At 71.3% G+C, this 26,259-nt stretch carries 17 protein-coding genes; 10 read left to right on the top strand and 7 right to left on the bottom strand.

The window, feature by feature from the left end; translation table 11 throughout:
• Positions 1-85 precede the first annotated feature (85 nt).
• Positions 86-1,120 (top strand): DUF559 domain-containing protein, encoded by a 1,035-nt coding sequence (locus tag SJY07_RS10700; RefSeq protein ID WP_380158970.1) that lies wholly within the window; start codon positions 86-88, stop codon positions 1,118-1,120.
• Here the strand turns inward: SJY07_RS10700 and SJY07_RS10695 are convergent.
• From SJY07_RS10695 to SJY07_RS10680, 4 genes are read right to left on the bottom strand one after another with little or no spacing between them, the layout of a single operon-like run.
• Entirely contained in the window at positions 1,095-3,455 is a 2,361-nt protein-coding gene (locus SJY07_RS10695) for a diguanylate cyclase domain-containing protein (RefSeq protein ID WP_380158968.1), read from the bottom strand. The genes SJY07_RS10700 and SJY07_RS10695 overlap by 26 nt on opposite strands.
• A 51-nt stretch (positions 3,456-3,506) precedes the next feature.
• Complete coding sequence (locus SJY07_RS10690; RefSeq protein WP_328294290.1) at positions 3,507-3,719, bottom strand: DUF1059 domain-containing protein; 213 nt, start codon at positions 3,717-3,719, stop codon at positions 3,507-3,509.
• A gap of 9 nt (positions 3,720-3,728) precedes the next feature.
• Entirely contained in the window at positions 3,729-4,907 is a 1,179-nt protein-coding gene (locus SJY07_RS10685) for an EAL domain-containing protein (RefSeq protein WP_380158965.1), read from the bottom strand.
• 49 nt (positions 4,908-4,956) lie between these two features.
• Entirely contained in the window at positions 4,957-7,218 is a 2,262-nt protein-coding gene (locus SJY07_RS10680) for a putative bifunctional diguanylate cyclase/phosphodiesterase (RefSeq protein WP_380158963.1), read from the bottom strand.
• A 146-nt stretch (positions 7,219-7,364) separates the two neighbouring features.
• On the opposite strand from SJY07_RS10680, the gene SJY07_RS10675 reads away from it, so the two are divergent.
• The gene (locus tag SJY07_RS10675; RefSeq protein WP_328294293.1) at positions 7,365-7,802 is read left to right on the top strand and encodes a cold shock domain-containing protein; all 438 of its coding nucleotides are present in this window, start codon (positions 7,365-7,367) and stop codon (positions 7,800-7,802) included.
• A gap of 192 nt (positions 7,803-7,994) precedes the next feature.
• Here SJY07_RS10675 and SJY07_RS10670 read toward each other — a convergent pair whose 3' ends face one another.
• Positions 7,995-10,223, bottom strand: a complete 2,229-nt coding sequence (locus SJY07_RS10670; protein ID WP_380158961.1) for a putative bifunctional diguanylate cyclase/phosphodiesterase — start codon at positions 10,221-10,223, stop codon at positions 7,995-7,997.
• Positions 10,224-10,595: 372 nt separating this feature from the next.
• On the opposite strand from SJY07_RS10670, the gene SJY07_RS10665 reads away from it, so the two are divergent.
• The 7 genes from SJY07_RS10665 (at position 10,596) to SJY07_RS10635 (ending at position 23,375) form a co-directional block, all read left to right on the top strand.
• Positions 10,596-13,271 (top strand): cell wall-binding repeat-containing protein, encoded by a 2,676-nt coding sequence (locus SJY07_RS10665; protein WP_380158959.1) that lies wholly within the window; start codon positions 10,596-10,598, stop codon positions 13,269-13,271.
• 173 nt (positions 13,272-13,444) lie between these two features.
• Positions 13,445-13,603: a cell wall-binding repeat-containing protein gene (locus tag SJY07_RS10660; RefSeq protein WP_380158957.1), complete on the top strand. Its 159-nt coding sequence runs from the start codon at positions 13,445-13,447 to the stop codon at positions 13,601-13,603.
• Positions 13,604-14,019: 416 nt separating this feature from the next.
• Entirely contained in the window at positions 14,020-16,377 is a 2,358-nt protein-coding gene (locus SJY07_RS10655) for a cell wall-binding repeat-containing protein (RefSeq protein WP_380158955.1), read from the top strand.
• A gap of 308 nt (positions 16,378-16,685) precedes the next feature.
• Complete coding sequence (locus SJY07_RS10650; RefSeq protein WP_380158953.1) at positions 16,686-17,693, top strand: glycosyltransferase; 1,008 nt, start codon at positions 16,686-16,688, stop codon at positions 17,691-17,693.
• The gene (locus tag SJY07_RS10645) at positions 17,690-18,997 is read left to right on the top strand and encodes a hypothetical protein (RefSeq protein ID WP_380158951.1); all 1,308 of its coding nucleotides are present in this window, start codon (positions 17,690-17,692) and stop codon (positions 18,995-18,997) included. Before SJY07_RS10650 ends, SJY07_RS10645 begins: the two co-directional genes overlap by 4 nt.
• A 130-nt stretch (positions 18,998-19,127) precedes the next feature.
• Entirely contained in the window at positions 19,128-20,897 is a 1,770-nt protein-coding gene (locus SJY07_RS10640) for an ATP-binding protein (RefSeq protein ID WP_380158949.1), read from the top strand.
• Positions 20,898-21,086: 189 nt separating this feature from the next.
• Positions 21,087-23,375: a M57 family metalloprotease gene (locus SJY07_RS10635; RefSeq protein WP_380158947.1), complete on the top strand. Its 2,289-nt coding sequence runs from the start codon at positions 21,087-21,089 to the stop codon at positions 23,373-23,375.
• A 297-nt stretch (positions 23,376-23,672) separates the two neighbouring features.
• Here the strand turns inward: SJY07_RS10635 and SJY07_RS10630 are convergent, their stop codons facing one another.
• Both SJY07_RS10630 and SJY07_RS10625 read right to left on the bottom strand, forming a co-directional pair.
• Positions 23,673-24,968 (bottom strand): type II toxin-antitoxin system HipA family toxin, encoded by a 1,296-nt coding sequence (locus SJY07_RS10630; RefSeq protein ID WP_380158945.1) that lies wholly within the window; start codon positions 24,966-24,968, stop codon positions 23,673-23,675.
• Positions 24,961-25,287 carry a helix-turn-helix transcriptional regulator gene (locus SJY07_RS10625; RefSeq protein WP_328294301.1) on the bottom strand — a complete coding sequence of 109 codons (327 nt, stop codon included), beginning with the start codon at positions 25,285-25,287 and terminating at the stop codon, positions 24,961-24,963. Before SJY07_RS10625 ends, SJY07_RS10630 begins: the two co-directional genes overlap by 8 nt.
• 222 nt (positions 25,288-25,509) lie before the next feature.
• On the opposite strand from SJY07_RS10625, the gene SJY07_RS10620 reads away from it, so the two are divergent.
• Positions 25,510-26,187 (top strand): type IV toxin-antitoxin system AbiEi family antitoxin domain-containing protein, encoded by a 678-nt coding sequence (locus tag SJY07_RS10620; protein WP_380158943.1) that lies wholly within the window; start codon positions 25,510-25,512, stop codon positions 26,185-26,187.
• Positions 26,188-26,259: the final 72 nt, after the last annotated feature.

Below are 26,259 nucleotides of genomic sequence, written 5' to 3'. Positions count from 1 at the left end.
CGTCCCGCCGTGCACAGGGGTGATTTGGACCGGTGCCTGTGGACGGTCCGGACCGTGGGCTCGACCGGATGTCCACCCTCGGTGGATGGACCTCCCCGAGCGCACCGCCGACCTCACCGCGGCAGGGATCAGCAAGGACGTCCTCGCCGGGCGCCGGTTCCGTCGGGTGCACCGTGGGATCCACGTCGCCGCGGACGTTCCCGACTCCCCGGACCTGCGCATCCAGGCCGCCTCCCGGTTGATGCGCCCCGGCGACGTGCTGGGTGGCTGGGCCGCGGCCAGGCTCCTTGGCGCGCGACACCTCGACGGCACCGGCCCCGACGGGCCCCAGGACGTCCTCATCCACCTGCCCAGGACGTCGAAGCTGCGCCCGAGGCCGGGCATCCGCTACCTGCGCTCGGGCGTCGAGGACGTCCGTGACGGCGCCGGTCTGCCCGTGACCAGCCCCGAGCAGACGGTCGTCGACCTCATCCGGTGGGCGCAGGACCCGAGGGAGGGGATCGCGGCCGCGGAGTGCCTGCTGGCGACGCCGCTGGTCTCCGTCGCGGACGTCCGGGCCTTCGCGACGGCTCACCCGGGGATGCGGGGACTGCCCGCGCTGCGCAAGGTCCTCGAGCTGCTGAGCGAGCACGCGTGGTCCCCGGGGGAGACCCGGTTGCGACTGGTCTGGCAGTGCGACGCGGGTCTTCTCCGCCCCCTGGCCAACGTCGAGGTGTTCACCGCCGACGGGCACCGGCTGGGTGTGGTCGACCTGCTCGACCCCGTGACCGGTCTCGTCGCCGAGTACGACGGGCGGACGTGGCACGAGCGGCGGGCCCGCGAGGACCACCTGCGGGAGGCGCGTCTCGAGATCGTCGGGCTACGGGTGCTGCGCTTCTTCGAGCCCGACGTCACCATCCGCCGACCCCGCACCGTCCACCGCCTCCACGAGGCTCAGCGGCTCGGGCTCGCCGGCGCCGGGTGGTTCGCGCGACTCTCCGACGGTCGAATCGTCCGACCGGGCGGAGGAGTGGAACCTTCGGCGGCTCCTCAGGCGCGAACGGCCGCCGAACGTTCCACTCCCTGGCGAGACCTCGGCGGTGCTGCCGCCGCGTTCACCTCGCCGGGCTCCTGGTGGTGACGTCGGCGCAGGACCCGACGACGGTGACGTTGCGGGTGTCCTTGCCCCGGTACAGCGCCCGGTCCGCGCCGGCCATGACCTCCTCGGCGTCCATCCCCGGCAGCCACTCGCAGACCCCGACCGTGCAGGTCTGGCCGTCGGGCACGGCGGCGCGGATGCGGTCCAGCACGTCGACGGCGTCGGCGGCGGCGCAGCCGGGCAGCAGCACGGCGAACTCCTCCCCGCCCCAGCGCGAGAGCGTGTCCAGCTCGCGCAGCTGCTCGCCCGCCGCCGCGGCGAAGGCCCGCAGCAGCTCGTCGCCCGCGAGGTGGCCACGGGTGTCGTTGTAGCGCTTGAAGTGGTCGAGGTCGAGCAGCGCGAACGTCAGCGGTGCGCGCTGCCGGGTCGCGCGGGCGATCTCCTGGCGGGCCACGTCGTCCCAGCGGCGGCGGTTGACCAGGCCGGTGAGGGCGTCGTGCTGGGCGGCGCGGGCGAGCTGGGTGTGCAGGTCGGCGCGGGCGAAGGCGTGCGCGGCCTCCGCGGCCAGGCCTTCGAGGACGGCGGTGGTCGTCGGGTCCAGCACCGCGACCCGGTGGCGCCAGATGATCCCGAGGACGCCCACGACGCGGCCGTCGGCGTCGACGACGGGCTGCCAGGCGCCCGACACCGTGCCGCAGGCCTCCGTGAGGGCCGGGCTGGCGTGCGGGTGGGTCTCGACGTCGGCCACGAACACGGGTTCGCAGAACAGGTAGCTGGTCAGGACCAGGCTGACGTCGTGGCGGACGTCGACGCTCAGCACCAGGTCCTCGGGCAGGCCGACGGTCGACGTCGTCACCAGCCGCCCCTGCCCGTCGGGCTGCATGAGGTAGGCGGCGTCGGCACCGGCGATCTCGGTGGCGGCGGCGCAGACGGCCTGGCGCGGGTCCTCGGCCCTCAGCACCGTCCGGGACGCCGCAGCCAGCTGCTCGACCTTGGTGGCGTGCGTCGCCAGCCGGGCGTTCGCCGCCGCGAGAGCGGTCTCGCGGGCCCGGAGGTCGCTGAGGTCGTGCATGGCGACGACGGCTCCGAGGACCTCGCCGTCGACGCCGACGACGGTGCGCCCGCTGCAGACCACGGGGACCGGGGGGCCGTCCGGGCGGGCGATGACGATCTCGGCGTTGCTCACCGTGCCCTCCGCGAGCGTCCGCAGCAGCGGGACGTCGGCGGGGGCCAGCGGGGTCGAGCCGTCGGGGCCGTAGAGGTGGTAGCGCTCGGCGTGCTCGGCGGGGTCGAGGCTGTCGTCGGCGTCGAGACCGTGCCAGGCGCGCGCGGTGTCGTTGAAGAGCAGCAGCCGCCCGTCCCGGTCGGAGACGACGATGCCGGAGCCGGCGCCGGCCAGGACGGCGTCGGTGAAGCGGCCGTGGCGCTCGGCCGCGGCGCGGGCCTCGACGGCTTCGGTGGTCGCGGCGGAGAGCCGGCCCATCAGCGAGGTGCGTTCGTCGCGTCCGATCGCCAGGGCGAGGCCCAGCACGGACAGGAAGGCGACGTGGACCTGGACGACCAGGACCTGGGTGAGGGCGTCGTCGATGGCGGCGAACGGGCCGTGGCCGGTGAGGGTCCCGACGATGGTGATCGCCGCCATCACCAGGTCGGTGACGACGACGATCGTGGTGTCGAAGCGCAGGGCCAGCCAGATCGTCGTGGCCAGCGGCAGGAACGACAGGGGCAGTCCCGCGACGCCCCAGAACACCCCGACGTAGGCCAGCAGGGACAGGCCCAGGGCGCCGACGAGTTCCGCGCCGCCACCGGTGCCGCGCGGGCGACGGACGGGGACGCGGTGGATCGCGCGCAGCAGCACCGGGGTGACCAGCAGGATCCCGGCCCAGTTCCGGGTGAACCAGACGGCGATCCGGATCCAGGTCACGGGCGAACCGTTCAGCAGCATCGTCACGATCCCGCCGAGGGTCCCCACGGCGCAGGCGGCGGTGGTCACGGCGAGCAGCACCGCGAGCTGGCGGCTGCCGAAGGAGGTCGCGGCGGGGGAGAAGAAGCGTCGACGCAGCACCGCGAACAGTTCCGCCTGCACCACGTTGGTCACGACGAAACCCGCGAGGAGGACGGGCCCGGCGCCGGTCGCCGCGTTCACGGCGACGGTGACCGCGGTGAGGAGGCCGAGGTCGAGCCAGCGCGTCCCGGCTCCGTGCTGAACGCTCAGCCACGCGGCGGCGACGCCGGCGGCGGGCCACACGACGCTCAGGCTGGTCCCGTCCATGACGGTGAGCCGCCCGAGGTAGACGGCGCCGAGGAACAGGGCGGCGAAGCAGACGCTCCGGGCCGACGCGGGCACGTCGACCCGCGGGAGGGGCCGGAGGGTCACCGTCCAGGCATCGGCACCTGGAGCGGCCGGGCGTATTCTAGATGCACCCGTTCAGGCGTCCACGACGGCTCGACGGACCTGGGCGACGAGTTCGACGGGAACGTCGACGAGGCCGTGGTCGGTGCGGGCGTGGGCGGACACGGCGACGAGGATCTCGTCGAGGGAGCCCTCGAACGCGTGGGTGCAACCGGGGACGACGTCACCGCAGCGGAACTTCTTCACCAGGAACTCCTTGTTCCTCGAGGAACCGGTGCGGGTCCGCACCGGGGTGACTCAGCGCGCGAGCGCCAGGAGCAGGTCGGAGTGCAGGACGATGCCCACCACCCGACCCTGGCCGTCCGTGCAGACCAGGGGAGCTCCCAGGTCCGCCGGATGGCGGTTCGCGGCCCGCCGGGCGACCTCCGCGAGGCTCGCCGACGGGGCGACGAGCAGCGGGCGGACCCACCGGAGGGGGAGGTCGTCCGTCGTGCCGCCCGTCCGGACCGCGCGGATCCGGGCGTCGGCGTCGAGCAGGACGTCGCACGTGGCGGGGTCGGTCCCGACCCGCGCGCTGCGCACGATGCTCAGCACGTGCTCGTCGAACTGCGTCCGGCCGGCCACGGTGCGGATGCGCTGGACGACGTCGTCGGTGAGCTGGGGCAGGAGGCCGACCGCAGGCCGGGCGAGGGCGAAACCCTGCCCCAGGGCCACCCCGAGGCCGACCACGGTGTCGAGCTCTTCGGGGGTCTCGATGTCCTCCGCGAGGAGCCAGCCGTCCATCCGGCCCACGAGGTCACCGAGGACCTCCATGAGCGAACGCTTCACGGGGTCGGTGTCGATGCCGTGGACGAGTTCCCGGTCGATCTTGACGATGTCCGGGGTCAGGTGCAGCAGCTGGCTGAGGCCCGCGTACCCCGTTCCGGCGTCGTCCATGGCGACGAGGCCGCCGCGTTCGCGGAGGCGGTCCAGCACGCGCCTCAGGGCGCGCGGATCCCCGGCGCGGGTGTGCTCGGTGAGTTCCACGACGAGGCGGGAGAGGTCGGCGTGCTCGAAGAGCGTCCCGTTGACCCGGTCGTCCACCAGCAGGTGGGGTTCGACGTTTACGGTGAGGAAGGTGTTGGGCAGCAGTACGTCTCGCATGTCGACGGCCGTCGCGAGGACCCGGGACTGCAGTTCGGCGTTGTGGCCGAAGTGGTCGGCGGCGGCGAACCAGACGTCCGGCGGGGCGACGATCCGCGATGCGTCGAAGCGGGACAGGACCTCGAACCCGGCGATCTGCCCGGTGCTCAGTTCGGCGATCGGTTGCGGGTGCAGGGTCAGGAGTTCCGGCCGCGCCAGGACCCGGCGGAGTTCGGCGTCCCAGCGCACGTCGTCGACCGCCGGTACCGGGGGGTCGACGACGGTCGTGCCCGCGTGCGTCCGCGGATCGGGGAGGACCGTCATGAGGGTTTCTTCGGCGGTTTCGGGACGCATCCGCAGACTCCGACCGGGTGAGAACTCCGGGAGCCCCGGGGGGCGTCGCTCAGACGCGGGTCTCGTCCTCGAGCCCCAGCACCCCGGGCACGGGGTAGACGTGGGCGAGCTGTTCGCCGAGCAGTTCCCGCGGCACGGCGGGGGAGTACAACCACCCCTGCCCGAGCGGCGCGGAGATGAAGCGGCAGATGTCGGCCTGCTGCTGGGTCTCGACACCCTCGACGACGACGCTCAGCCCGAGGCGGTTCGCGAGGTCGACGACGCACGTCACGACGGACTGGCCGTTGACGTCGTCGGTGAGGGACTGCGTCAGCGAGCGGTCGATCTTGAGCACGTGGACGGGCAGCCGGCCGAGGTAGCCGAAGGCGGAGTACCCGGTGCCGAAGTCGTCGATCGCGATCTGGCAGCCCAGGCCCGCGAGTTCGGTGACGACGCGTTCGGCGGGGGAGTCCTCGTCCAGGAACACCGACTCGGTGAGTTCCAGGGTCAGCAGGTGCGGGGCGATCCGGTACTGGTCGAGGATCTCGCGGACGATGTCGGCGAAACCCGGGGACTGCAGCTGCACGACGGAGACGTTGACGGCCAGGCCGACGCCGACGGAGAACACCCCGGCCTCGTAGGCCCACTGCACGGCGTGGCGCAGGACGTGCTCGCCGAGCGCGACGACGAGGTTGGACTCCTCGGCGATCGCGATGAACTCCACGGGGGAGATCCGGCCCAGCACCGGGTCCTCCCAGCGGGCGAGCGCCTCGAACTTGTCGACGCGCCCGGTCGTGAACGACACCACCGGTTGGTAGTGGACGTCGACGCCGCCCTCGGCGACGGCCAGGGCGAGGCGTTCGCGCATGAGGCTGCGGCGGGCGTGCTCGACCGCGACCGTCCCGGAGTACACCGACACGGCGCCGCCGCCGAGGTGCTTGGCGTCGCGCAGGGCGATGTCGGCCTGGACGAAGGACGCCATCACGTCGCCGACCGCGTCGGGGTCGGTGCCGTCGGGCGCGCGGCCGGCGATGCCGGCGACCGCGGTCAGCGGGAAGCGTCCGGCCCCGGCGACCTTCGCCGGTGCGGTGGTGATCGCGGCGATGAGGCTCTCGGCGTGGCGCAGGCAGTGTGCGGGGTCTCCGCGCAGGACGACGGCGATCTGGTCACCGCCGGTGCGGTAGGCGCTGCCCTCGAGGCCTCCGACGACGAGCAGGACCTCCTCGGCGGCGGCCCGGATGAGGGCGTCGCCGGCGCTGACGCCGAGGACGTCGTTGACGTCGTCGAGCCCGAGGAGTTCCAGCAGCACGAGCGACTGGTCGTGGTCGGGTCCGGTGAGGGCGCGCTCCAGCAGGGTGCGGTTGCCGAGGCCGGTGAGGGCGTCGTGCAGGGCCAGGAACTTCAGGTGCGCGGTGGTGCGGTCGATCGAGCGCGCCGTCGCGGCGTGCCGGATGGTGAACGTGACGAGCACGGTGATGAACGTCGCGAACAGCACGGGGTCGGCGCGCGGGAACACGACGAGCAGCAGGATGTCGACGAGCAGGATCGGGCCGGGGATCAGCGAGGCGACCTCGAGGCGGCGGGCGGCGCGTTCGGCGTCGGCCCCGCCGTGGCGGACGACCCCGTCGCGCGGCAGCGTCAGCAGCCCGACGATCCCGCCGGCCATCGCGAGGGCGGCGGCGACGCCGGCGACCACGGGCTCGTGCGGGAGGCAGACGGCGACCACCGCGGTGGCGACCCCGTTGACGGTGAGGCCGGTGGCCGAGACCCGCAGCCGGGGCTGCTCGACGCCGAGCGCGACGGCGGAGCCCGCGACGAGGGAGGCCGCGACGACGACCAGCAGCGTCGCGGCGTTCTCGCCGCCCGTCCCGCTGTGCCCGGTGCGGGCGAACGCGTCCCAGCCGAGGGTGATCAGGGCGCTGCCGAGCATCAGCGCGTCGACGACGAGGGGCGGGTCGTCGCTGCCCGCGCGGGCCCGGACGAGGAGCTGCAGGAGGACGGCCAGCGCGCCGAGCTCGCCGAGGGCGAACACGACGTGGGACAGCGGGAACGGGCCGACGTCGAGGTCCGGGAGGAGCCCGGCGACGACCGCGCCCAGACCCCACAGGACCCCGGCCGCGAGGTACTTGGCGGAGTTGCGCCCGCGGTGCAGCACGATCAGCGAGACCGCCGTCGCGGCGATGGACGCGACCCCGACGACGACGACCGCTGTGCGCGGCGTCCCGGGGACCACGGTCGTCAGGTGGGCGAGGACCGCGGCCAGCGCCAGCAACGCGAGGCCACCGACGACGCGGCCCGCGGTGGGGCGCGTCGGAGCGAGAGGTGCGGCCATGCTCGTGGTCTCGGACTGTTGATCTTCGGACTTGACGGTACGGGGTTCTAGAAGGTCGGTCCGACGTCCCGGAGTGCGAGACCATGGGGGCCGGCCCGTCGCGCAGCGGCGGGTGAGTCGAGGCAGCAGTGGAAGTGGTGGGTGGCGTGGCCAAGGGCAAGATCCGGTCGTTCGACGACGAGCGGGGGTTCGGCTTCATCAAGAGCTCGGACGCTCCCGACGACGTGTTCTTCCACATCAAGGACGTCGCGGGCGCCGAGAACGAGGACCTGTCCGAGGGCGTCTGGGTGGACTTCACCCTCACCGAGGGCGACCGCGGCCTGAAGGCGACCCAGGTGCGCCTGCAGTCCCCGTCGCGCACCGCCGGTGCCAGCACCGGTCGCGCCCCGGCCGCCTCCTCCGAGCGTCCCCGGACCTCCGCCCCCCGCAGCGGCGGGGTGCTGCCGATGGACCAGTACCGCCGCGAGATCACCGAGATCCTGCTCAGCGCCGTCGACGACCTCGAGGGCCGTCAGATCGTCGCGCTGCGCGACGTGCTGACCGACTACGGCATCGACCGCGGGTTCGTCTCCGAAGGTCGCTGACCTTCGAGCGTCGGGAGGGTGCTGCGGCCGGTGCCGCAGCCCCGTCCCCCCGGAGGTCCGGAGTGGAACGTTCCGCGTCCTTCCGAGCCCCGGTGGGCCGCTGAACGTTCCACTCCCCAGCCATGTGGGTCGAGTGGAGCGTTCCGCGTCTCCAGGCGCTCGCCGAGCCGCCGAACGCTCCACTCGACGACCTCAGCGCACCGGCTCCGCCGACACGGGGTACTCCCGCCCCAGCTCCGCGGAGATCCTGTCCGCGGTGACCGCCGCCGAGTACAGCCAGCCCTGCCCGAGCCCGGCGGAGATCTGCCGGCAGATCGCGGCCTCCTCGTCGGTCTCGACGCCTTCGACGACGACGGTCAGCCCGAGGCGGTTGGCGAGGTCGACGACGGCGGTCACGACGGACAGGCCGTTGCCGGCGCCGGTCATCGACTGCGTCAGCGAGCGGTCGACCTTCAGGACGTGGACGGGCAGCCGGTCCAGGTAGCCGAACGCGGAGTAGCCGGTGCCGAAGTCGTCGATGGCGATCTGGCAGCCGAGCGCCGCGAGTTCGGTGACGACGCGTTCGGCGGGGGAGTCGGAGTCCAGGAACACGGACTCGGTGAGCTCCAGGGTCAGCAGGTGCGGCGGGATCCGGTACTGCCCGAGGATCTCGCGCACGACGTCCGCGAAGCCCGGCGCCTGCAGCTGCACGACGGACACGTTGACCGCCAGCCGCGCACCGGAGGCGAAGACCCCCGCGGCGTGCGCGCAGGCGACGGCCCGGCGCAGGACGTGCTCGCCGAGGGCCACGACGAGGTTGGACTCCTCCGCGACGGCGATGAACTCGACGGGTGAGATGCGTCCGAGCTGCACGTCGTCCCAGCGGGCGAGGGCCTCGAACTTCTCGACGCGACCCGTCGTGAAGCTCACGATCGGCTGGTAGTGGACGTCGACCCCGCCCTCGGCGACGGCCAGCGCGAGGCGTTCGCGCAGCAGCAGGCGACGAGCGTGGGCGCTGGCGACCTCACCGGAGTAGACCGACCACCCGGGGGCACCCTCGGCGCGCGCGGCGCGCAGGGCCAGGTCGGCGTGGACGAGGGGGACCATCGCGGCGGCCTCCTGGCCGCCCGTGCCGGCTTCGACGCACGCGACCCCGGCGACGGCCTCGACGGGGAAGCGGCCCGCGCCGGTGACCTGCAGCGGCGCGGCGCTGATCGCGGCGAGCGCGGCGGGCAGGTAGGCGAGGACCTCGTCGGGGCGGCCCGGCAGCAGCACGGCGAACTCGTCGTGGCGGACGCGGAACGTGGTGCCGCCGTGGGCGCTGACGTGCTCGCGCAGGTTCGCTCCCGCAGCGGTCAGGACCTCTTCGCCCACGGCTACCCCGAGGACGTCGGTGACGTCGTCGAGCCCGCCGAGTTCGAGGATCACCAGCGACTGCGCGGAGTCGGGGGCCGTGAGCGCCTCCGCCAGGGCGGCACGGTTGCCGAGGCCGGTGAGGGAGTCGTGCAGCGCCTGGAACGACAGCCGCGCGTGGGTGCGGTCGATGGCGCGGGCGCTCGCGGCCTGACGGACGGCGGCCGTCACGATGACGACGGCGATGAAGACGAACTGGACCCCGTCGGCGCGGGGGGAGACCGCGAAGGCGACGGTGTCGGCCAGCAGCAGAGCCACCACGGGCAGGCTCGCGAGCCGCATCCGGCGCACGGCCTGCGTCGCGGCGGTCCCGCCGTGGCGGACCATCCCGCCGCGCGGCTGGAACGCGACGAGCATGGCCGCGGCGACGACCCCCATGACCGCGCCGACGTTGCCGGCCGCGGGGTCGCGCGTGGAGGTGATCGCGGTGAGGACGGTGCCGGCCGCGCCGATGGCGATGCCCAGGTGGGCCAGGCGCAACCGCGGGTGCTCGACCGCGAGGACCGCCGTCGCGGCGGCGACGAACGCGCCGACCGCGATGACGAGCGCGGCGCTCGCGTTCCACCACCCGTCGCCCCGGTACCCGCACCGGGCGAACACGTCCCAGGAGACGGACGCGGTGATGGCCCCGAACAGCAGGGCCTCCACGAGCAGCGACTCGTCGTCGCGCACGACCCGGGCGACCCGCAACTGCTGGACGGTGAGGGCCAGCATCCCCAGCAGCGAGACCGCGTGCAGCAGGTGCGGCGCGGGGAACGGCCCGATCAGCAGCGCCGGGTAGGCCGCCGCGACGATCGTTCCCACCGAGAACACCGACGCCGCGAGGACCCAGCGGGTCGTGCTCGACCTCGTGCCCCCCCGCACGACGAGGGGGAGGGCGACGCAGACGGCCAGGCAGACGAGCCCCAACAGGAGCTTGAGCTGGATCGCCTCGTCCCACCGGCGCGCACCGACGTAGGCCAACGGCACGAAGACGGCCAGGACGGCGGTCGAGAGCGCCGCCCGCCAGGCGAGCCGTGGGAACGTCATGGCGAGAGGTTCGGTACGGCGGGCCGACGGCTGGATGGGCCGAGTGCGTGACGTCGAGCCTGGACCGGGCCTGGAGTAGGCCCGTCGTCCCCGGAGATGTCCGTCGGCCGGCGACCCTCAGTCACCGCGCTTCACGAGTTCTTCGGTGCGTCCCCTGCAAGAGGGATCCGTAGCGTGATCCTTCTCGTCACACTCTGCGACGACGGTCCAGATGAACCAGGAGGGGATGGCCCAGAAGGGGTCACCCACGTGAGCCACTGCGTGTGATCACCCGTGCGTGGCTGGTGACTCCACCCGATGTGACTACTCCAGATGGGTTGCTGGGACCAGTGGTACAGGTGATGCTGCCCGTTACCAAACTGTAACTTTTACTTGCCGGACACAAACCCGCAGGTCACAGGCAGTGCACGGGTCGCGACACGCCGTGCCAGCTCTGGATCTTTCATTACTCCTCGTGTTGCTGGTGTGACTCTCGTGTACGTTCGGTTCTGTCACCGAGTCACTCCGCTGAGTAGCGGGGAGGGCGGGGTGGCGAGGCCCGAACTGGGCCGGCCCCTCACGGGGGGGAACTCACTTTCACATGCCTTGGAGGCAATCGTGACCGCAGCAACCTCCCGGTTGCGCCGGCGTGGTATCGGGGCCGGCGTCGCGGCTCTCGTTGGACTGTCCGGCCTTGGCTTCGCCGCCATGCCCGCTCAGGCCGCAGCTGGTTTCAACCCCGCCGCTACCCAGGTTTCTGGTGTTGACCGCTTCGACACCGCCGCGCAGATCGCCACGAAGGCGTTCACGACGGCCACCACCGTCGTCGTCGCCAACGGCGACCGCGCCATCGACGCTCAGGCCGGCGCGTACGTCGCCGGTCTGAACAACGCGCCGATCCTGCTGACGCAGAAGAGCAACGTCCCGGCCTACACCGTCGACGCCATCAAGAAGCTCGGCGCCACCAAGGCGATCGTGCTCGGTGACTCGAACTCCGTCGACGCCACTGCCCTTGCGCAGATGACCGCCGCCGGCCTCACTGTCACCGTCGTTGCCGGTGCCGACCGCTTCGAGACCGCGGCTGACATCTACAACCTCGGCACCACGAAGTCCTCCACGGTCTTCTTGGCCCGTGCGGACCTCCTCGCCGGCCAGGTCTCCCCGGACGCGCTGGCCGCCAGCCCGCTGTCCTACGACGGCACCCCGGTGCTGCTGACGAACGCGGCCTCGCTGCCGCAGGCGACCGCTGACGCCATCAAGAACGGTGGCGTGAAGAACGTCGTCGTCCTCGGCAACGCGATCACCGACTCGGTGAAGACCGCCGTCACCGCCCTCGGCGCGACCGTCACCACCATCGCCGGTGACGACCGCTCGCTGACCGCGCAGAAGATCGCGGACTACGGCATCGCGCAGGGCAAGTACATGAAGACCACGGCGACCATCGCCAACGGTGACAAGATCGACGCCCTCGCGGCCGGCCCCTGGGCCGCCAAGAACATGGCGCCGATCCTGCTGACGCTGGGCACCAACTCTCTCGGGACTGGTACCACCAACTACCTGACGGCCAACGCCTCTACGCTGACCACCGGTGTTGCCTTCGGTGACACGACCAGCGTTCCGACCGCCCTCACCGCTGCAGCGAAGACTGCCGCTGGTGGGGACGTGGTGAGCAACCAGACCCTGGCGGTTGCTCCGACCGCTGCAGCTACTCAGATCGTTTCTACGGCCACCACCGGTGAGACGAACCGAGGCGCCCGCACCTACACGGTGAGCGGCCTGGACAACACCAAGACGTACTCGCTCGCCCTCTTCCCGGCTGCGAACGTCGCTACGAATGCCTCTGGCGTGGTGACCTTCTCCAGCGCGACCGCGGCTGCTGCCAACTCCGGCACCTCCATCGAGACCGTGAACGGTGTTGCTCAGACGCTCGCGTCGGCCACCAACGTGGGTGTGACTCAGATCAACGGGGTCGCTCCGATCAGTGGTTCGATCAACTTCTCGGTCGACTCGTTCGTGTCCGGGGCCGTCGTGCCGGTCGTCTTCTCCGACGCCAACAGCAACGGTGCCCTGAACTTCGCAACGGCACCCACGTCCACCGTTCCCCAGGCGCCTTCCGAGGCGTTCGGTGTCGGGGGCACGCTCACGTGGAACCCCAGCGAAGCCGGGGACAACTCGAGCCCGGCGTCTGCCGAGACCATCAGCAGCGTCGACAAGACTGCCAAGCAGATCGTGACTTCCGCGGCGTCGTACAACTACGACTCCAACGACACGTTCTACGTCGGTAGTGTCGCTCCCGCCAACCAGGTGACGCTGGCCAACTTCGAGAAGGTCCTGAGTGCGGGCGACGAGCTGACGACGGCTACGGACTACCGCCGCGAGCCGACGTTCTCCTCGACCTTCGTCCTCGACAACCTGAGCCCGGCGGCTCCGGCGCCGACGGCGATCACGACCACCGACACGACTGCGACGGTGACGGTGAACCCGTCGTCCATCGTCAGTGGAGCGACCGTGAACGTCTACCGTGCTGCGGCCGGCGCGGCCTTCTCCACGGCCACGAAGGTCGCCAGCTCGGCTGTCGACGCTGACACGGCGACCGCTGGGTTCCAGATCGGCGTGACCGGTCTCACGGCGAGCACCACGTACGAGCTGTACGTGACGCAGACCATTGGTGCGGAGGAATCCGTTCCGAACGTGACCGTCGCTGGTGCCACCACGCACGCTCCCACGACTGCAGCCACGGATGCGGGTCTCACCGTTTCCAGCGTCACGGTCAACGACGTCAACGACGGTACGGGTTCGACCAGCGCGGTCATCGTCAAGTACTCGAAGGCCGTCACCGCGGCTTCGGCCGGTGCCCTCAACGTCTTCCCGACGGCTCAGACGGGGATCACCAACGTTTCGACTGCGGCGACCATCTCTTCGTCTGACGCAACTGTGGTCACCTACACCCTGACCACCGCACTCAACGACGCTTCGACGGACGTTGCTTACACGGCCTCGGTCACCGCTGGTGGTGTGACCGCTGCGAGCGGAGTCAACGCGAAGCTGAGTGGAACGTTCAGCTACTGAGACGACAACTCGTGTGACGAGTTGATCTGATCGAGAAGGGCCCGTCTCCAAGGGAGGCGGGCCCTTCTTCGTGTCTCATCCCTTGTGTTCCTGCCTTTTGCAGACGCGCTACTACATCGTGCGGACGATCTATTAATCTTTTGGACAGTTCGATCTGATGCCGCAACTCCCGCGTGGGTGGGGCGGACCGCTACGTCACGGACGCGTTCATCGCTCAGCAGACCTGGACTACGGTGTCGAAAGTGATCGTCGCCGATGGTGAGATGAACGGGATCGACGCGTTGTCCGCCTTCTACCTCGCGCGAGTCTCAAGGACGCTCCGGTCCCGCTGACCCGGTACGACGTCGTTCCGGCCGACGCCGCCGCGGCCCTGAAGGAGTTGAACCCGATGACCGTCACATGCCTTGTTCGTGAGGAGTTGGCCCGTCGGAAGGGACTCGGAGAACTCGCCTCACACGTAGTGACACATTGATCACTCTCAGATAAGTTGGTTCTCAGTCGCCTTGCCCACGCTGATCGTCCGGGCCGCGAACAGGAAGGCACCCCAGTGAGAGCACCCAGGAATGCCCTTGTAGCGGCGGTGGTCGCGTCCACCTTCGTCGCGGTAGCCGCCCCCGCGGTGGCGAGCCATTACCGCGCATCGTCCGGGAACGTTAGTTACAACTCCACTGCCAAGGTCCTGACGTGGACCATCGATTCCGCGTGGCGCAAGGGAAGCGCCAACCCCTTCGGGGCCGACGCCCAAGTGGTGGATGCTTCGTCGAACCCCGTCGTGGCGCCGGTCGATGTCGCGCAGGAGTCGGTCGACGATTCGAACCCGCTCTTCAGCGTCGATCACGCGGTCCTGGAGATCGACCTGTCGGCGGTGGTCGGAGTCGCCGGCACGTACACCGCCCGCGTCGAGGACTGCTGCAAGGTCAGTGTTGAGAACGCTCCTGGCGCTGACTTCAGCCAGCAGTTGACGTTCACGGTGGACGGCAACGGGGACGTCAACGTCGGCCCATCCTTCACCGCTCCCGCGCTGTACCGACCGGTTCCCGTCGACAACTCCGTCGTGGACGTCGACTTCGAAGCCGTCGACCCCGAAGGTGACACCTCGATCACTTACCAGTTGTTGGCGAACACAGGGTCACCCGACTACGGATCCGCTCCGCTCGCCTGTTCGACGTTCACCGGGGGCCACCTCCGGCTGGGTTCAAGCCTCTGTGCACCGGGGCAGGACTTCGCGGCGATCTACCAGTCGGGCGACTACTACCAGGTCAAGGTCCGCGCCGCGGACTCCGGGGGCAACTCGACGGACATCGACGCACTCCTCCGGGTTCCGGTCATTCCGGACCCGTACATCGACGGCATCACCGTCACCGGTTCGTCGGCCTCGGTCGACATCGGATTGAACGACGTCGACACCGTCGTCGACACCTACGGCGTGACCTGCGTGAACACGGCGAACCCGGCGGACGTGCACACCGCTGCGAACGCCACCACCCCGGTCACGATCACTGGTCTCGTCAGCGGGGCTGCCTACGACTGTTCCAGCACTGCGACGAACGGACTGGGGACGGGCACCGAGTCCGGTTCGTACTCGCTCGTGCCTCCCGCGCCGGCACTCACCGCCATCGCTCCCGCCACCGGGTACTCCCAGGGCGGCGCGATCGTGACCATCACGGGTAGCGGCTTCACCGGCGTCACAGCGGTCCTCTTCGGCTCGTCTCCTGCGACCTCGTTCGTCGTCGGCAACGACACGACGATCACGGCCACCGCACCGGTCGGCACGGTGGGGACGGTCCCGATCACTGTCGTCAACCCCGGTGGTGTTTCGCCCATCACCTCTGCCGGCGACTTCAGCTACGTCGCAACGCCTCCGCCTCCACCCTCAGTGTCCGGGGTCACGGTGTCCGCCCCCTTGGGGCTCGTCCTCACGCCGGGCGCGAGCAGCTTGCGCGGCCGATTCGTCGCTCCACTCGTCACCGGCGGGAGTGTCAGTCGGTACCAGTCCAGCCTCGATGGCGGTGCTACGTGGTCTTCCCTCGACACGACCGTCGCGGACGGTCTGCAGCAGTTCCTGTTGACAGGACTGACGGACGGTCTCCGCTACACGGTCTTCGTCCGTGCGCTGTCCGGTGAGGTGGCAGGCGCGGCCAGTGCACCTGCATCGGTGCTGGTGGGAACCCCTGCCGGTGAGACCACCGTGCAGCGAGTGGCGGGTGTCGACCGCGTCGCGACGTCGGTGTCTGTCTCGCAGCAGGTCTTCCCCGGTGCGAGCCGGGCGCCCGCAGCGGTGCTGGCCACCTCGGCGCGGTTCGCCGACAGCATCGGGGGTGCCCGGCTCGCGTCGGCCGTCAAAGGACCACTGCTGCTGACGGACGGCAACTCCCTCGCGGCTGATGTCGCCACCGAGGTCCGCCGGCTCGTCGAGACGGGTGGGGCGGTCTACGTCCTGGGTGATGAGTCGGCTCTGTCGGACGGGGTCGAGTCCGCCCTCTCCGACTTGAACAGGACGTACCGCGTCAAGCGGCTCGGTGGCGACAACCGCTACGCCACCGCCGTTGCGATCGCGGCCGAGGTCGAGGCGTCAGGTGGGGCGGGCCCGATCTACCTCGCGACGGGCACCGACTTCCCGGACGGTCTTGCCGTATCGGCTCTGGCGGCCCAGACCGGTGGAGTGGTCCTGCTCACTGACGGCTCGACGCTGCCTGCGGAGACAGCCGCTTACTTGAAGGCCAAGGACCCGGCGAGCGCGCGGACCATCCCCATCGGAGGTCGTGCCGCAGCCGCGTACCCGGCTGGAGCCTCCCGGGGTCTCGTGGGCGCCGATCGGTACGAGACAGCCGGCTTGATCGCTGATCGATTCAACGGTTCGGACGTGACGACGATCGGACTCGCCACCGGAGTCAACTGGCCGGACGCCCTCTCGGGGGCCGCCGCACTGGGGATCGTGGGTGGGCCGTTGCTCCTGACCCCTCCCGATGGACTCGGCGTGCGTACGGCGGCATCCGTGGACGCCATCAAGGCGAAGACGCGCGTTCAGAACGGTTGGGTGTTCGGCGGCCCGAGCACGCTGAGCAGCGAGGTCCTCAACCAGTTCTCGACCCGGGTGACGAAGTAGCTCCTCGGAGAGGCGCGGTGCGTTGATCGACGCGCCGAGACGGGTCCCGCGCTCCGCGCGGGCCCGTCATCGTCTTGAGGGAGTGGACCATCGATCTCGGCGCCGTCACGTTCAGCGCCCACGACGTCCTCGACCCGATCACCATCGCCCAGCGGCAGTTCGAGCATCCCCTTCCACGACCGGGCCTTGCTGCGCAACGGCCGATCGCGCGCCCGACCAGGCCGGGATAGTCCCCCGAGGGCCGACGACGGCCCGCTGACGCGCCCGCCTGCGCCTCTGCGTGCAGACGCGCCCCTACCCTCGGTGGCATGGAGTGGCCGTTGACCGATCCCGTGCGGGTCGCTGTGATCCTTCCCTGTCTCAACGAGGCCACGGCAGTGGGGCACGTCATCGACGAGGTCCGGGCGGCGTTGCCCGAGGCGACGGTCTACGTCTACGACAACCGCAGCACCGACGACACCGCGGCCGTGGCCCGCGCCCACGGCGCCCAGGTCCGCCACGAGCCGCGACCGGGGAAGGGCAACGTCATCCGTCGGGCCTTCGCCGACGTCGAGGCCGACGTCTACGTGATGCTCGACGGGGACGACACCTACGACGCCTCTGTCGCGGGGGAGCTCGTCCAGAAGCTGATCGCCGAGGGTCTGGACCACGTCGTCGGCACCCGTCGGGCCAGCAGCCTCACCGCGTACCGCCGGGGTCACGCCGCCGGCAACCGGGCCCTGAACCGCGTCGTGTCCACGGTCTTCGGGGAGCCGGTCACGGACATGCTCAGCGGGTACCGGGTCATGTCGCGTCGCTTCGTGAAGTCCTTCCCGGCCATCTCGCGCGGGTTCGAGGTCGAGACGGAGCTGACTGTGCACGCGGTGAACCTGCGGGTCCCGCAGGCCGAAGTGCCGGTCGGGTTCAAGGACCGGGCCGAGGGCTCGGCGAGCAAGCTGCGGACCTACCGCGACGGGTGGGCCATCCTCCGCTGGATCGTCCGCCTCGCCCGCTACGAGCGGCCGACGCTCGTGCACTCCACGCTCGGCGGTCTCATCGCCGTCGTCGCGCTCATCCTCGGCATTCCGGTGGTCATCGAGTTCTTCCGGATCGGGCTCGTCCCCAAGTTTCCGACGGCCATCCTCGCGTCGGCGCTCATGATGATCGCCGTGGTCGTCACGGCGGTCGGCGTCATCCTCGAGGCCGTCCGGCACGCCTCGGACGAGGCGTCCCGTCTGATCTACCTCCAGTACCCGAGCCCACACGGCCTGCTCGACGAACGAGCACCCGTGGAGCCCGCCCTCGACGTGCGTCGCGACAACGTGGCCCAGCGGTGAGCGGCGTCGTCCGGTTCGCGGCGAAGGCCTTCGCCGGGCTCGTGGCCCTGCAGGTCGTGTTCTTCGTCCTGCTGGTGGGGGCGCAGGCCGTGCCGAACCAGCCGATCATCGACCACCTCGCCCAGGCCATCCAGACCGGTGACTACGGCGACCCCTACGGCCCCGACGGGGTCGGCGGGACCGCCGACCGGTTCACCGAGTGCGCGGAACTCGGGTACGGCGTCACGACCCCGAACGATCCCCGCAGCCTCTGGAACCTCACCACCGGTGGGCCGCGGTTGTCCTCCTGCGACGACGGCAAGGGCGAGATCCGGCAGCTCGCCGCCGGGGACGACTTCCAGACGCCGGCCACCTACTTCCGCTACTGGAGCGGGTACTCGATCCTCACCCGCCCGGTGCTCGCGCTCACCGACGTCCCCGGGCTGCGCCTCGTCGTCACCGGGGTGTTCGCCGCTGCCGTCCTCGCGGCGTTCCTAGCCGTCGCCCGGAGGGTCGGGGCAGCAGCGGGTTTCGCCCTGCTCCTGCCGATCGCCGCGACGACGAACGCGCTCGCGATGCCCGACCGGGCCTTCACCCACGGCATCGCGCTGGCGAGCGTCGCGGCCGGGGTCGCGATCACCGCGGTCGCGGCGTCCCGGGGGTGGCGTGCGGCGGTCCTCGGGGCGGGTTTCTCCGCCGCGCTGTTCTGCTACATGGACCTGCTCACCGTCCCGCCGATGAGCTGGGCGCTGTGCGCGGGGGTCGCCGCCGCCGTCACCCAGGTGCGGACGCGCGACGCACGCGAGACGTGGCGCACCGTGCTCGCCGTCGGCGCCGCCTGGCCGATGGCCTTCGGGTTCACCTGGGTGTTCCGCTGGTTCATCGGGGCACTCGGGCAGGGGCTCTCGGTGTTCTCCCGGGTGCAGGAGGTCAGCCAGTTCCGCCTCGACGGGGGCGACGTGTCCCACGCCTTCGGGGCCGGGGTCGTCGCGAACTGGAACTACTGGACGCAGCACTCGGTGACGGCGGTACCGGTGGCCGTCGCAGCGGCCGTCGTGGTGCTCGTCCTCCTCGTGCTGACGGTCGCCCGCCACGGGGTGGGCGGTCTGTCGGTGTTCGCCGCGGTGGCGCTGCCCGCCCTCGTCGTGCCTGCCTGGTACTGCGTGCTGAGCAACCACTCCCAGATCCACGCGTTCTTCGTCTACCGCAGCCTGCCCGCCGCGGTGGGGGTGGTGCTGCTCGCGGCGGTCGTCGCCGCCCGCCGGCGTGTCCAGCGGGCGGACGTCCCCGCCTCGCACGAGGTGGAGAGTTCCCCGGTCCACTGACGTCGGGCTCGTCCGGCACGAAGAGCCCGGTGCACCGAGGGGCCTCGAAAGTGTTGCGTGGACGCAGCGGGAGCTGGGATCATACTTTTTCGCGCAAAAAAGTATGCCGACCGGCGTCAGGGGCAGCACGGTGACACTTTCCTTCGGTCCAGACCCGATCGGTGACGAGGTGCGGCACGTCCTGGAGGTCCTGGAGTCCGCGACCGGCCCTGTCGGCGGCCTGGAATCGCTGCACGTCGACCTCAAGGAGGAAGCGGGGAGACGCGCCGGGCGCACCATCCTTCCCGGGAGCACTGAGAACGACCGGGCGGCTCGCGTGCTGGCCGGCGAGGCGGCCTGCATGGCGAACACCCCAGGAGGGGGCGTGCTCATCGTCGGTGTCGCGGACGACGGAACGTTGATCGGCACGGAGCTCGATGCTCAGCTCCTGCGACGCAAGATCTACGACCTGACCGACCGGCTCCTCACCGTGGACGTCACACCCGTCACGTGCCGGGGCGTGCGCCTGCTGCTCGTCCGCAGTCCGGAAGCAGTCCACCCGGTCATGTTCGACCACAAGTACCACCACCGCGTCGCGGACAGCTGCGTCGAGGTGGACGCGACCAGCTGGGAGGAGCGACGTCGCCGTCACGCCGGTTGGGACTGGTCGGCTCAGGATTCCGGGGTCGCCGTCGACGCCGCGCGGAGCACAGCGCTGCAGCGGGCCCGCGACTTCCTCACCGCGGCCGGCGAGGACAGGAACCTCGACCTCGCAGCCGCACCCGTCGGTGACCTGCTACGACGGCTGAACGTGGTCACACCGTCGGGAACCCTCACCAACGCCGGCGTCATCGCCTTCGTCGGCCGCGGCGCCCCCGCCATCGACTACGTCCGACGTGAGGTCACCGGCGGGGACAGCGTGCAGCGCATCCGGGACGCAGGGCGGGGGCTGCTCGAAGAGCTGTACGAGGTCGACCGTGCCATCGAGGCGTCGAACCCGGTCCGACACCTGCCCCTGGGGCTCGTCAGCCGGCAGATCCGTTCGCTCCCGCCGCGTGCGGCCCGCGAAGCCCTCGTCAACGGTGTCGCCCACCGGGACTGGTCCAGTGCCGACCCCGTCCACGTCGAGCACATCGGTTCCCGACTGGTGGTCACCTCACCCGGAGGTTTCATCGGCGGAATCACCACCAGCAACATCATCACCCACCCCTCGCAACCGCGGAACCGGGCGTTGGCGGACCTGCTGGCGCGCTTGCGCGTCGCGGAACTCGAAGGCATCGGTGTCGACCGGATGGTCGGTGACATGGTTCGTCTGGGGTATCCCGCACCCTCCATCGAGGAGGTCCCCGGACCCCTGGTCCGCGCCGTCCTCGTGGGTACCCGCTTGGACGAGGGGTGGATGGCGTTCCTCCACGACCTGGAACCGGCCCCGACCGCGGACGACCTCAACGCCCTCCTCGTCATCCGGCACCTCATCGACCACTGGTGGATCGACGCGCGCATCGCGGCCCCCCTCATCCAGCGGTCCGGTGCCGAGGCGGCCGACGTCCTGCACCAGTTGGGCGACGTCCAGGTGGCTGACGTCCCCCTCGTCACCGAGGTCGAGGGATCCCCCGCGAACGAACCTCCCGCCTGGACGATCACCACCGCTGCCCTCGACCTGCTCGCCGCGTGCGACGAACGTGTGGGCGCTCCGAGACGCAGGCAACCGAGCCGCTCGGCCATCGCGAGGGCGTGGGCCGAGCACCGTGGTCGCATCAGTTCCAGCGAGCTGGCCGGAATCGTGGGTGCTCACCCGACCAACCTGCAACGAGTGTTGAAGGACCTGGAGGCCGAAGGGGTCTTGGCGCCAGGTCGCGAGGTCCGCCGCGGGGCCGGGTTCTTCTACGTCCCCACCGGCGGACCTCACCACTCGGTCTGACGCGGGAGCCGGTTCCTCGGTCCCGAACGGCCGTGGGCAGCGGGCTCGTCGGGCCCTCGAACCGGCTCCGACCCGGCACGCCCCCTCACCCCGACCGCGTCGCCCGCCCGGCCGATCACGGTCACCCCCCGCACCGCCGAAACCTCTCGTACCGGGCCGCCACCGCAGCCCCGACGAGGGTGAGGCGCTGTGCGTTTCCGACGGACGATGGCCATGACGTGCGTGCTGGCCGGGGTGGCGGTGGCGTCCGCCACGCCGGCGTTCGCGCAGTCGGGTCACCCCACGACGCGTCACACCGCGGCCCGACTGGCGGTGGCTCGACCCACCGCGGGCGTGGGCGCCGAGGCCGGCGTGCCCGCGACGGGCACGGCGCCGCAGCGGGTCGTGGCTCCGGGCCGGACCGCGGACGTCACCGGGACCGTGCTGCGCCTGGACGACGAGGACTCCGGTGCTGCGGGAACGCTCCTCAGGACCGCCACCGGTTTCGTCCCCCTGACCGGCGACGTGGCGAACCGGCTGACGAACGGCGCCAAGGTCACCCTGCGGGTCTCCGCGTCGATCGCGAACCCCGCTGCGGTGCAGGTCGAGGAGGTGCTCGGCTCCGCCGCCCGCACCCTGGCGGCCCCCACCGGCGGCAGCCGGGTCCAGCACCTCAAGGTGGCCCTCGTCGCGCCGAAGGGCACGAGTCCCGGTGACTACTCGGTGGCCGACGTGCGGGCCGCGATCGGCAAGGCCTCCACCTACTGGTCGTCGGTGACGAACGGGCAGGTGAGCTTCGTCGTCGACACCGTCGCCGACTGGACGAGTTCCCCCTACGGGTGCGGGGACTTCACCTCGATCTGGTCCGCGGCGGCGAACGCCACCGGCTACACGGGGGCCCCGGCCGAGCACGTCCTCACCGTGTTCCCCCGATCGGCCGGGTCCGCGGCGAACGGGTGCGCCTACGGCAAGGGGACCATCGGGGCCGACGCCTCCAGCAGCGGTGCCGCCTACGTCGCCGACATCTCCCAGTCGGTCATCGCCCACGAACTCGGTCACAACATGGGCTTCGACCACGCCAACGCCCGCTACGGCACGGCGAGCGCCCCCGACCCGGGCACCACCGGGGGCACGTACGTCCCCTACGGGGACGTCTTCGACGTCATGGGCTGGTCCGACGCCCAGGACGCCATCGGCACCGGGGCGCTCGACGTCGTCCACCGTGACCAGCAGCCCGCCCTCTTCCCCGGGCAGGTGCAGACCGTGACCGCGGCGGCGAACGTGACCCTGCAGGCCGTGGGCTCCACGGCGACGCCGGCGGTCAAGGGGGTCAAGGTCGTCGACGGCTCCGACGTCTACTACCTCGAGTACCGCGCGAACGTCGGGACCGACGCCCGGGTCTTCGCCAGCCCCTACGCTCCCGCTGCGGGGGTTCGCGTGCTGCGCAAGGACACCACCTCCCCCTACAACGCCTCCGTCGTGCTCGACCCCACCCCCACCGGGTCGACCCGCGACTGGAACCAGGTGATCCCCGTGGGCGCCACGTTCACCACCGCGTCCGGGCGGCTGCGCTTCACCGTGGGTTCCGCGGTGGGAGAGAACGCCACCGTGGCGGTGACCTTCGGCGCCACCACCCCCACGCCTGCCCCCACCGCCGCTGCCCCCGCCGCCCCGACGGGGCTCACCGCCATCCTCGACGGCGGTTCCGCCGCCCTGACGTGGACGGCTCCCGTCGGTGGTCCCGCCGTGACGGGGTACCGGGTCAACGTCACGTCGGGGACGACGGTGGTGTGGACGGGGACGAGCACGACCACGAGCACCCGGACTCCTGCCCTGCCGGCCGGTTCCTACACGTACACGGTGACCGCGTCGAACGGTGCCGGGACGTCGGCGGCCTCCGCACCCAAGGCGTTCACCGTCGCCCCCGCGCCGGTCGCGCCGGGTGCCGTGACCCTGACCGGCAGCGGTACCGGCGACCGTTCGCTCTGGGTGAGCTTCACCCCGCCCGCGGCTGTCGCCGGCGTCCCCGTCACCGGGTACCAGGTGACGATCTCCTCCGGTGGGACCGTGCTGCAGACCGGCACGATGGCCGCCAACGTCGGCAAGGTCACCGTCGACGGGCTGGTCAACGGCCGCAGCTACACGGTGGGGGTGAAGGCGCGCAACCAGTACGGGTTCGGCACCGAGACCACCAGCGCCGCCCTCGTCCCGCGGACCGTTCCCGGCCAGGTCGCCGGCGTCACCGCCGTCCGCACCGGGCCGAACGTCGCCCTGGCGTGGAAGGCGCCCGTCGACGGTGGGGCGCCCATCACCGGCTACACCGTGGCCGTGCAGCGCGACGGGGTGGTGCAGCGCAGCGTCTCGGTCACCGCGACGTCGGCGAGTTACCCCGTCGAGGCCAAGCACCAGTACGTGTTCACGGTGACCGCGACGTCGGCCGCCGGGACAGGAAGGGCGTCGGCGACGGTCACCGTCGTCGTCCCCGCCACCGGGCGCTGACCACACCGCGGACGGCGAGGACCAGACCACGGCCGGGGCCACCTACCCCGCCGCCACCGCAGGAGAACGGCTCCGGCGACCGACCACGTCCTCGTGGCCGGTCGCCGGAGTCGGATCACCTCAGGGGCTGAACGGTGCCAGCCCCGGCTCGAAGTGGTCGGTGTCGGCGCAGGCGTGGAGTTCCTCGGCGAGGAGGGCCTTGTCGGCGTCGCTGACGTGGTTGATGCCGACCGCTTCGCTGAGCCCAGCTCATGCCGGCTGACGCGAACGCGGGTGTGGGGGACGTGCGTGACGACGTCACGTCGAGGCGACCACAACCCGCGCTGCCTCCACCTCATCGTGCTCGAACGCCGGCGCCATGCGGCGCAGTTCCGCCTCCCGCAACCCGTGGGAGCGCCCCACCGTCCGCCATCGATCGGTGGCGGCCAGCACCTCGGACAGCACGCCCCTCGCCTGCTCCGGGGCCAGGCGGAACTCCCCGGCGATCTGGAGGAGGACGTCCACGCGGGCCCTGGGGTCGGAGACGTCGGCCAGTGCGGTGGCGAGTTGCTTCGGCCCAGGTGCAGGGTCGGGGTTGAGGTCGAAGGCGGGGGAGAGGGACCACGATCCCGCGGAGCGGTGCAGGAAACCGTGGTTTCGCAGGTGGTCGTCGGTGTTGGAGACGAGGACCCCGAAGGCCGCGCGACGCCAGAGCTGGTGCAGGTCCCGGGTCGCGTGGGGTGAGTTCTCCTCGATGGCGGCGCCGATGTCGAGGTAGGTTCCGCGCTCACCATCGCGGGTCTCGAGCAGCGTCATGGCGCTCGCGTAACCCACCCGGCCGTGGTCGTTCCTGTCGAAACGATCCACGACGAGGACGGAACGTCCGGTGATGTTCAGCAGCTGACTCCCCGGCACGTCGATTCCCGCGGATCCAGCCAGGTCCAGAGTGGTCTTCTCCCAGGCCATCACGTCGTGGGTGTCGCTGTTGGCGCTGGGGAACTTGGCGATCGCGATGCGACCGTCCAGTGTTCTGACGTGGGCCTTCGGGCGCGCGCCACCCAGGGAACTACCGGCCCGCAACAGCACGCGGAGGTCGCTCAGGGTCGTCTCCTCGTCCTCGATCCCGTCGGCCAGCGCGAGCAGGTCTCCGAGGTCGGTCAGGGCGGGGACGCCGGTCGACTCCTCGGCGAGGAACCGTCCCGTCGCGGGGTCTGCGAACCGCAGCGCTCCTTGACGTAGGTCGTCACGAACTCCCAGGAGGAGGGTCAGTTCCGTGAGTCGTCTGGAGGCGGAGCCGTCGGCTGCCGCGCGTCGGCGTTCGGCGCGCTCGACGAGTCGGCGGCCCCACCGATCGGGAGACGTGTCGCCGAAGGACCGGAACATCGCCAGACCGGCTGGTGTCTGCTGCGGGCCGGCCGTCAAGGGGAGGGCGGGTTCCAGTGCGTAGGCGCGGGGATCTGCGAGGTAGGTGTCGGCGTAGGTGAACGTCGCGGACTCGGCTCTGCGCCCGGCGTGTCCGTGGAGGCGGCCGGCCCGCAGATCGGCACCGTCGACGGCTACGTGGACGTCCACCGTCCGCGGCACGGGGCTGGTCGCGGCGTCGCCGTCAGGCATCGGTGACCGGCGGGGTGCGTGGCGTGCGGACCCGCTGCGGGAGCCGCTCGTCGGCGCGGGCGCGTCCGAGGTCCGTCTCGTAGGGATCGGCGGCTCCGACGATCAGGTCGAGCACGCCGACAGCGCGTGCGACGCGCAAGGTGTTCTCCAGGCTGGCTCCGCGGCCGTTCTCGAGAGCGCTGACCGTTCCGCGGGAGAGACCGGCCCGGTCTGCGACCTGCTCGACGGTGAGGTTGCGCAAGCGACGCCACGTCGCGAGCTGGGTGCCGACGGTCGTGAGCGCCCTGGCGACGGGCAGAGGGGTGCGTGTGCGTGCCACGGCTCCTCCTCGTGCTGGTTTTCGTGGTTCTTCGCGATGTTGCTGACCAGATTGTTGCACGTAAGGTCTCGCGGTGCGTCTGGTGTTGGATCTCTTCCGCGACAGGAACTCGGTGGCCTGACCGTTCGGCGTGGTGTCGGCGCAGGAGTCGCATGACGGCGCCGCTGTGAGTACTGCCCCCACGATCATGCAGATCGTATTCTCTCGAGGTACGTTTTGCGTGTGTCGAGAACCACCGGATCAGAGCGCAACCGCGCGGTGGGCTTGCCGATCGCCATCTCCCGCCGCTCGCCGCGTGTCCTGACCACGCGGGACGCTGCCGCCGTCTACAGCGCGCCCCGGCCCCAGCTGAAGCGCCTCACCGACGCCGGACTGCTGCTGCGCCTCACCGGCGGCGTCTACGCGGTACCGCCGTCGGGGCGTGAGGCGAGCGGGTGGACACCGGATCTCGAAGTGCTCGCCGGCGGGATCGGCGCGGCGGTGTTCGGCGCGGACCAGGCCGTGGTCGTCGGGATGAGCGCGGCCCGCCTGCACGGCGCCGTCCCACGCGCGCTCGGCGAAGCCCTCGTCGCGGTGCCCCGGCAGCACCGTGCCGTGGTCGTCGAGGGTGGGCGAACGGTTCGCTTCCTGATGCGCCGCACCGACCTCCTCGACGCGGAAGCCGTTCCCACCGAGATCGGGCCGCTGCTCGTCGGCACGGTCGAGCAGACCGTTCTCGACCTGGGCCACGGCCCGTTGCACGCCCCGGAGTTCTCGGCGGAACGGGAGGCCGTCTCGGCGCTCGCCCCTCGCCTCGACTGGACGGTGGCCCGGCAGTTGGCGACGGCACAGCGGCGGGCGGCAGCCCTCCGTCGGGTCGAGACCCTCCTCCGGAGGTCGCCCGGTGACGTTGTCGGATGACGACTTCCGGCGGGTGGCGTCGCTCGAGTGCGCGAACACCTGACGGCCCCGACGAGCTGGATCGCGTCCCCC

The organism is Kineococcus sp. R86509, assembly GCF_042466365.1.
GTDB lineage: Bacteria > Actinomycetota > Actinomycetes > Actinomycetales > Kineococcaceae > Kineococcus.
This window is presented reverse-complemented; position numbering and strand designations above follow the sequence as displayed.

Coding starts and splice junctions, on each gene's coding strand:
- SJY07_RS10700 (WP_380158970.1), top strand. CDS start 86: ATGGACCTCCCCGAGCGCACCGCCGACCTCACCGCGGCAGGGATCAGC.
- SJY07_RS10680 (WP_380158963.1), bottom strand. CDS start 7,218: ATGGCCGCACCTCTCGCTCCGACGCGCCCCACCGCGGGCCGCGTCGTC.
- SJY07_RS10630 (WP_380158945.1), bottom strand. CDS start 24,968: ATGCCTGACGGCGACGCCGCGACCAGCCCCGTGCCGCGGACGGTGGAC.
- SJY07_RS10685 (WP_380158965.1), bottom strand. CDS start 4,907: ATGCGTCCCGAAACCGCCGAAGAAACCCTCATGACGGTCCTCCCCGAT.
- SJY07_RS10650 (WP_380158953.1), top strand. CDS start 16,686: ATGGAGTGGCCGTTGACCGATCCCGTGCGGGTCGCTGTGATCCTTCCC.
- SJY07_RS10670 (WP_380158961.1), bottom strand. CDS start 10,223: ATGACGTTCCCACGGCTCGCCTGGCGGGCGGCGCTCTCGACCGCCGTC.